Source organism: Caulobacter sp. P4_E5 (assembly GCF_056401555.1).
The window spans coordinates 123,327-130,738 of record NZ_JBFUJD010000003.1; the positions used below are offsets into that span (position 1 = coordinate 123,327).

Below are 7,412 nucleotides of genomic sequence, written 5' to 3' on the forward strand. Positions count from 1 at the left end.
GATTCAAACAGTCATAAGACGGGCTAACGGGCCCAGCCGGGAGACCTCATGAGCGAAGACCTCGAACGCGAGTCGATGGAATACGACGTCGTCATCGTCGGCGGCGGTCCCGCGGGCCTTTCGGCGGCCATCCGGCTCAAGCAACTGGCCGCCAAGGCGGGAACCGAGATCTCGGTGGCCCTGCTGGAAAAGGGGTCCGAGGTCGGAGCCCACATCCTGTCCGGCGCGGTGATCGATCCCAAGGGCCTGGCCGAACTCTTCCCCAACTGGAAGGAAGAGGGCGCGCCGCTGGAGACGCCGGTCACCAAGGACCGCTTCAAGCTGCTGGGCCCGCAGGGCGAACTCAGCCTGCCGATGTTCGCCATGCCGCCGTTCATGCACAATCACGGCTGCTACATCGCCTCGCTGGGCAATCTGAGCCGCTGGCTGGCGACCAAGGCCGAGGAACTGGGCGTCGAGATCTATCCCGGCTTCGCCGCCTCCGACCTGGTCTGGAACGAGGATGGGTCGGTCAAGGGCGTGGTCGTCGGGGTCGTCGGGATCGGCAAGGACGGCCATCACAAGCCGGACTACCAACCGGGCATGGAGCTGCACGGCAAATATGTCTTCATCGCCGAGGGCGTGCGGGGCTCGCTGGCCAAGCAGCTGATCGGCAAGTTCAAGCTGGACGAGGGCAAGTCGCCCCAGAAGTACGGCCTCGGGATCAAGGAGCTGTGGCAGGTTCCGCCCGAACAGCATCAGCCGGGCCTGGCCGAACACACCACCGGCTGGCCGCTGGACAACCAGACCGGCGGCGGCAGCTTCATGTACCACTTCGGGGACAACTACGTGGCCATCGGCTACGTCGTGCACCTGAACTACAAGAACCCGTGGATCTCGCCGTTCGACGAGTTCCAGCGCTTCAAGCAGCACCCGGCGGTCCGACCGCACCTGGAGGGCGGCAAGCGCATCGCCTACGGCGCGCGGGCCATCACCGAGGGCGGCTATCAGTCCGTGCCGAAGCTGACCTTCCCCGGCGGCGCGCTGATCGGCTGCTCGGCCGGCTTCGTCAACGTGCCGCGCATCAAGGGCAGCCACAACGCGGTCAAGACGGGTATGTTGGCCGCCGAGGCCGCCTATGGAGCGGTCCAGGCCGGCCGCTCCAGCGACGAGCTGACCGCCTACCAGGCTTCGTATGAGAAATCGTGGGTGGCCAAGGAACTGAAGGTCGTCCGCAACGCCAAGCCAATGCTCGGCAAGTTCGGCACCGCCCTGGGCGGCGCGGTCAGCATGTTCGACATGTGGTGCACGCACCTGTTCGGCGGCTTCTCGTTCTTCGGCACGATGAAACACGAGAAGACCGACGCAGCCTCGACGGGCCTGGCCAAGGACTTCAAGCCGATCGTCTATCCCAAGCCCGACGGCGTGATCAGCTTCGACAAGCTTTCGTCGGTGTTCCTGTCGGCCACCAACCATGAGGAAGACCAGCCGGCCCACCTGAAGCTGAAGGATCCGTCGATCCCGATCGCGGTCAACCTGCCCAAGTACGGCGAGCCGGCGCGCCTCTACTGCCCGGCCGGCGTCTATGAGGTGCTCTACAACGAGCAGGGCCAGGATCCGCGTTTCCAGATCAACGCTCAGAACTGCGTCCACTGCAAAACCTGCGACATCAAGGACCCGTCGCAGAACATCGTCTGGACCACGCCCGAGGGCGGCGGCGGGCCGAACTACCCGAACATGTAAGCGGGCGCGCCACGAGCAAGCCTCCCGGTTTCGGCCGGGAGGCTTTTTCTTGCGGACCGCCTCGAAACCTCAGAGGGTGGGCGGATGACGCGTATCAAAGTCCTCCTCGCCTGCGTTTCCGTCTCCGTCCTGGCCGCCTGCGCCGCGCCCGGCGACGTGATGCTACGAGGCCCTGTCAGCGCCGGTTCGTCACTGTTCGACACCCGCACCTCCTATGGTCAGTTCCTGGCGGGCCAGGCGGCCTTGCGCGACGGCAAGTCGAAGGAGGCGGCCACCTATTTCGGCACGGCGGCGGTGTTGGGCGAGGATCCCGGCGTAATCGGCGAGCGCTCGTTCACGGCCCTGCTGCTGGGGGGCGACATCAGCCGCGCGGCCCTGGCCGCCCCGACCGGTCCGGACACCACCGAGGCGATCAAGCGCCTGGGCGTGCTGACCCGCGTCGTCGAATCCATCGCCATCGGCAAGGGCAAGGACGCCCAGCTGCTGCTGAAGGGCGACCCGCCCGGCTTCCCGCATCAGCAAGCCGCCGCGCTGCTGGCGCCCTGGGCCGCCGCGGCGGCCGGGGACAACGAGGGTGCGATCGTCCAGCCGACCCTGCGCACCGACAAGCTGGTCCAATATTTCGGCCAGCAGGGCCAGGCGCGCCTCTACGAACGGGCCAAGCGCTATGACGAGGCCGAGACCGACTACAAGGCCCTGACCGCCAACACGGCGACGGCCAGCATCTTCACCCTCGACTACGGCGCGTTCCTGGAGCGCCGCAAGCGTCACACCGACGCGGTGGCCGTCTATGACGCGGCCCTGCGCGCCGCGCCGAACGATCTCGGACTGCAGCGGGCCCGGGCCCGCGCCGCCGCCAAGGGCGCGCCGCCGCCGCTGCCGACCGTCCGCCAGGGCGCGGCCGAAGGCCTGGTCGCCTGCGCCGCCACCTTCGCCGGCGAGCGCCAGACCCAGTTCGCCCTGGCCTATCTGCGCCTGGCCCTGCGGCTGGATCCAGCTCGTGACGAGGCTTGGGTGTTGGTCGGCGATCTGCTGAACCAGAGCGAGGATCCGCAAGGCGCGATCGAGGCTTACGGCCACGTGCCGCCGGGCTCTCCGCACTATGCGTCGGCCCAGAGCAAGAGCGCCTGGGCCTGGAACGACCTGGGCGACAAGGCCAAGGCGCTGGAGGTGGCCCGCACCGCCGCCACGGCCGCGCCGAACGATCGCGACTCCCACGTCGCTCTGGCCGACTTGCTGCGGGCCGGAGGACAGTGGAGCGAGTCCGTGGCCGTGCTGGACCCGATCATCGCCCGCGAGACCGAAAAGCCCGACTGGCGGCTGCTCTATCTGCGCGCCGTGGCCCTGGAACAGGCCAAGCGCTGGCCCGAGGCTGAACGTGATCTGCAAGCGGCGCTGAAGGCCAATCCGGACGAACCGGAGCTGCTGAACTTCCTCGGTTATTCGTGGATCGACCGCAACGAGCATCTGGCCGAGGCGCTGGCCATGGTCCAGAAGGCCGTCAACGCGCGTCCGCAGTCGGGCGCCATGCTCGACTCGCTGGGCTGGGCCTACTATCGGCTGGGCGACTACAAGACCGCCGTCGAGAAGCTGGAAGCGGCCGTCGAGATGGAGCCGGGCGATCCGGACGTGAACGGCCACCTTGGCGACGCGTACTGGAAGATTGGCCGCAAGACCGAGGCCGAGTTCCAGTGGCGGCGCGTCCTGAGCCTGGAGCCTGACGACAAGCAAAAGGCCGAGGCCGAGGCTAAGCTGAAGAATGGGCTGGGCCCCACCGGCGCGGCGGCGGTCAAGTCGACGGTCGTCCACAACTGAGCTATCGGGCGGGCTTTCCTTTCAGCTGAGCTAGAGAATCCATGCGGCTGTCCGCCTTCGCCCCGGCCAAGGTCAATCTGTTCCTGCACGTGGGTGAGCCGGACGGCGAGGGCTATCACCCGATCTGCAGCCTGATGGTGTTCGCCGACGTGGGCGACCAGGTGGTGATCCAGCGCAGCGACGCGCCGGCCTTCGAGATTTCGGGGCCGTTCGGCGGCGCGATTTCGGCTGATGACGACAATCTGGTGGTTCGCGCGGCCAAGGCGTTCCACGCCAAGCTGGGCGGGCCGGTTCCGCCGTATCGCCTGATCCTGGACAAGCGCCTGCCGATCGCGGCGGGCTTGGGCGGAGGCTCCAGCGATGCGGGAGCGGCGCTGAAGCTGTTGCGCGACGCCCTAGCTCCTGACCTTTCCGACGACGACCTGGAGCCGATCGCCGCCGGTCTGGGCGCGGACGGGGCGGCCTGCCTGCGCGCCGGGGCGCTGGTGGCGGAGGGGCGAGGGGAGATCCTGACACCCGCGCCCATGCTGCCCGAGCTGCACGCGGTGCTGGTCAATCCGGGCGTCCCATCGCCGACCGGCGCGGTCTATCGCGCCTATGACGCGGCCGTGCATCCCGACGGTGCGGCGCAACCGTTCCTGCCGACCAATCTCGAAAGCGCCGAGGAGGCCGCCGGCTGGCTGGCCGCGGCCACGCGCAACGACCTGGAGGCGCCGGCTGTCGGCCTGGAGCCGCGGATCGGGGAAGTGCTGGACGTCCTGCGTGACGAGCCTGAAAGTCTGCTGGTCCGGATGTCGGGCTCCGGGGCGACCTGCTTTGCCCTGTGCGCCGGCGACATCGAGGCCGAAGGTCTGGTCGAACGCCTGGAGGCGATGCGCCCGGACTGGTGGGTGCGGCGCTGCCGCCTGAGCTAGGAGATACGCATGAAGCGTCGCGACGTCCTGACGGTTCTGGGCGGCCTTGCCGCCGCGCCGGGCTTGGCGAGGGCCCAGGTTCTGAACCTGCCGCCGACGCCGATCGTGCCTGGCGCCGGAGACGTGGTCGTCAGCCTCGAGACCAGTCTCGGCGCGATCATCATCGCCCTGAAGACCAAGCAAGCGCCGCTGACCACGGCCAACTTCCTCCAGTATATCGACGGCAAGCTCTACGACGGGGCCAGCTTCTGGCGCGCGGCCAAGGCGCCCAGTTCGGTGGATTATGGCCTGATCGAGGGCGGTCTCGCCGGTGATCCGAAGAAGGTGCTCAAGCCCGTCGCCCACGAGTCGACTACCCAGACCGGCCTGCGCCACGTCGATGGCACGCTTTCCCTGGCCCGCCGAGAGCCCGGCAGCGGCGACTCGGACTTCTTCATCTGCGTGGGTGAAGCGCCGTACCTGGATGCCAATCCGGCGGGCGAGGGCGATAACGCCGGTTTCGCGGCCTTCGGCCAGGTCGTGAAGGGCATGGAGATCGTCCGAAAGATCCTGAACCTGCCGACGCCTGGCGTGGCGATCAACCCGGTGATGAAGGGGCAAATGCTCGATCCGGTCGTGCAGATCCTGCGGGCGCGCCGGCTCTAGGTCAGCCGGGGATCATCCTCGCCAGCAGCACCACGCCGCTCGCCGCCGGGAGCAGAAGGGCCTGAGCAAGCACCGTGCCGACGACCCTGCTGCCGGCGAACCAGACGACCGCACGACGGAAAGCGGCCTCGCTGACGCGGCCATCCATTACGTCATCGGTCATGATCGAAAGGGCTGGATCGATCAGTACGAACAGCAGGATCGTGGCGACGCCGTTGATCACCGACGACAAGCTGACCGCCGTGATCCGGAACTGCGGGTCCAGGTAGCCGGCGTAGAGCGAGGCGAACACCCCGACCGTCAGCAGCGCCTGGGCGAGGACGTTCAGGACGATCACGCGGGCCGGTACGTCGATCTTCTGCTTGAGGCCCTTCAGGTGGCCGGGCGAGGGCAGGGCGACGGCGTCGCGGACATAGGACAGCCCACCCTTGGCGAAGGCGTGCATCAAGAGCTTGGGAACTGAACGATGCACCTGGAAATGCGCGACGGCGCGGGTGAACAGACGCTGGGCTGTGGGAATGGCCAGGGCGCCGACGAACGCCGCCAGGCTGGCGCTGGCCATCAGCCACTGGAAGTCGGCCAGCAGATGCTGTCCCGAGCCCGCCAGCAGGCTGGTCTCGATCCGCTTCGACAGGAACGGGCCCTGAAAGGCGTTAGAGGCGCGCGACAGCAGCACCAACACATTGAACAGGGCGAATGACATGGCGATCCGCCGGGTGCGGACGCCGGCGATGCGCACGGCGTAGGCCAGGGCCCCGATCAGGTGGATCACGAAGGTCAGGACGCAGAGCAGGAAGAGTTGGGCGTCCACGGCGATCTCCAGGCGGGCGTCGCAACTTGGCCGATCAGGTGGGAGTCGCAAAGAGAAAGGGCGCGGAAGGTTTCCCCTCCGCGCCCTTCGGTTCCCAACGGGAGCCTACCGCTTAGCTGTGGTAGGCGCGTTCGCCGTGTTCCGAGATATCCAGGCCTTCTTCCTCGGCTTCCGGCGAAGCCTTCAGGCCGATGACCAGCTTAATCACGAAGAAGACGATCAGCGAGGCCACCAGCGACCAGACGACCGTGACGCCGACGGCCTTCACCTGAGCCAGCACCTGCGTGCCCAGGTCGTAGGTCAGGCTATCGCAGGTCGAGAAGTCACCATCCTTGCCGCAGGTCGTATAGTCGACGATGCCGGCGCCGCCCCAGGCCGGGTTGACCAGCAGGCCGGTGCCGATGGCGCCGACGATGCCGCCGATGCCGTGGATGCCGAAGGCGTCCAGGCTGTCGTCGTACTTGAAGGCGTTCTTCACGACCGAGCAGAAGAAGATGCAGATCGGTGAGACGACCAGGCCCAGGATCACCGAACCCATCGGGCCGGCGAAACCGGCGGCCGGGGTGACGGCCACGAGGCCGGCGACGATGCCTGAGGCCAGGCCCAGGGCCGACGGCTTCTTGCGGGTGATCCACTCCACGATGATCCACGACAGACCGGCGGCCGCGGTGGCGACGAAGGTGTTGATCATGGCCAGCGAGGCGTAGCCGTTCGACTCGAGGTTCGAGCCGGCGTTGAAGCCGAACCAACCCACCCAGAGCAGGCCGGCGCCGACCAGGGTCAGGGTCAGCGAGTGCGGAGGCATCGGCTCTTTGCCGTAGCCTTGGCGCTTGCCGAGGATCAGGGCGCCGACGAGGGCGGCGATACCGGCGTTGATGTGGACGACGGTGCCGCCGGCGAAGTCCAGGGCGCCAAAGCCCCAGATCAGGCCGGATTGGATCTTGGCGCCAGCAGGCAGCAGGGCCACGGCGTCAGGACCCGGCCACCACCAGACCATGTGCGCCATCGGATAGTACGACAGCAGCGGCCACAGGACGGCGAAGGCGACGATGGCGGCGAACTTCATGCGTTCGACCAGCGAACCGACCACGAGGGCGGCCGTGATGGCCGCGAAGGTCGACTGGAACGAGATGAAGGTCAGTTCGGGGATCACCACGCCGGTCGAGAACGTCGCCACATTGCTGGCGGGCGTCACGTCCTTGAGGAACAGGCGTCCCAGGCCGCCGACGAAGCTGTCCCAGCTGCCGCCGTCCGTGAAGGCGAAGCTGTAGCCCCACAGGACCCAGGCGACGAAGCCGATGATGGCCACGGTCGAGACCTGCATCATGACCGACAGCATGTTCTTGGCGCGCACCAGGCCGCCGTAGAACAGGGCCAGGCCCGGCAGGATCATCAGCAGGACGAGCACCGAGGAGGTGAGCATCCACGCATTGTCGCCCTTGTCGTTCTTGTCGACGATGGCGGGCGCGGGAGCCGCGGCGGGAGCGGGCGTGGCGGCCGGAGCC

Annotated in this window: 6 protein-coding genes; 4 read left to right on the forward strand and 2 right to left on the reverse strand. The window is 67.7% G+C overall.

The genetic code is table 11. From position 1 onward, the window contains the following. Positions 1–48: 48 nt before the first annotated feature. From AC1DSO_RS01785 to AC1DSO_RS01800, 4 genes are all read left to right on the forward strand, one after another. Positions 49–1,722: an electron transfer flavoprotein-ubiquinone oxidoreductase gene (locus AC1DSO_RS01785; protein ID WP_477067194.1), complete on the forward strand. Its 1,674-nt coding sequence runs from the start codon at positions 49–51 to the stop codon at positions 1,720–1,722. 84 nt (positions 1,723–1,806) lie between these two features. After that, complete coding sequence (locus AC1DSO_RS01790; RefSeq protein ID WP_477067195.1) at positions 1,807–3,537, forward strand: tetratricopeptide repeat protein; 1,731 nt, start codon at positions 1,807–1,809, stop codon at positions 3,535–3,537. Positions 3,538–3,578: 41 nt separating this feature from the next. Further along, a complete protein-coding gene (locus tag AC1DSO_RS01795) occupies positions 3,579–4,451 on the forward strand; it encodes a 4-(cytidine 5'-diphospho)-2-C-methyl-D-erythritol kinase (RefSeq protein ID WP_477067196.1) in 873 nt (290 codons plus the stop codon). Between the two features lie 9 nt (positions 4,452–4,460). Continuing rightward, positions 4,461–5,096, forward strand: coding sequence for a peptidylprolyl isomerase (locus tag AC1DSO_RS01800; RefSeq protein ID WP_477067197.1), 636 nt, complete (start codon positions 4,461–4,463; stop codon positions 5,094–5,096). A 1-nt stretch (position 5,097) separates the two neighbouring features. On the opposite strand, the gene AC1DSO_RS01805 is transcribed toward AC1DSO_RS01800, so the two are convergent. Beyond that, positions 5,098–5,907 carry a lipid II flippase Amj family protein gene (locus tag AC1DSO_RS01805; RefSeq protein ID WP_477067198.1) on the reverse strand — a complete coding sequence of 270 codons (810 nt, stop codon included), beginning with the start codon at positions 5,905–5,907 and terminating at the stop codon, positions 5,098–5,100. A 112-nt stretch (positions 5,908–6,019) separates the two neighbouring features. Beyond that, a partial coding sequence (locus AC1DSO_RS01810) for an ammonium transporter (RefSeq protein ID WP_477067199.1) occupies positions 6,020–7,412 on the reverse strand: 1,393 nt, incomplete at its 5' end.

Excerpts from the sequence above, each read along its gene's own strand:
- AC1DSO_RS01785 (WP_477067194.1), top strand. The coding sequence starts at position 49 with ATGAGCGAAGACCTCGAACGCGAGTCGATGGAATACGACGTCGTCATC.
- AC1DSO_RS01795 (WP_477067196.1), top strand. The coding sequence starts at position 3,579 with ATGCGGCTGTCCGCCTTCGCCCCGGCCAAGGTCAATCTGTTCCTGCAC.
- AC1DSO_RS01800 (WP_477067197.1), top strand. The coding sequence starts at position 4,461 with ATGAAGCGTCGCGACGTCCTGACGGTTCTGGGCGGCCTTGCCGCCGCG.
- AC1DSO_RS01790 (WP_477067195.1), top strand. The coding sequence starts at position 1,807 with ATGACGCGTATCAAAGTCCTCCTCGCCTGCGTTTCCGTCTCCGTCCTG.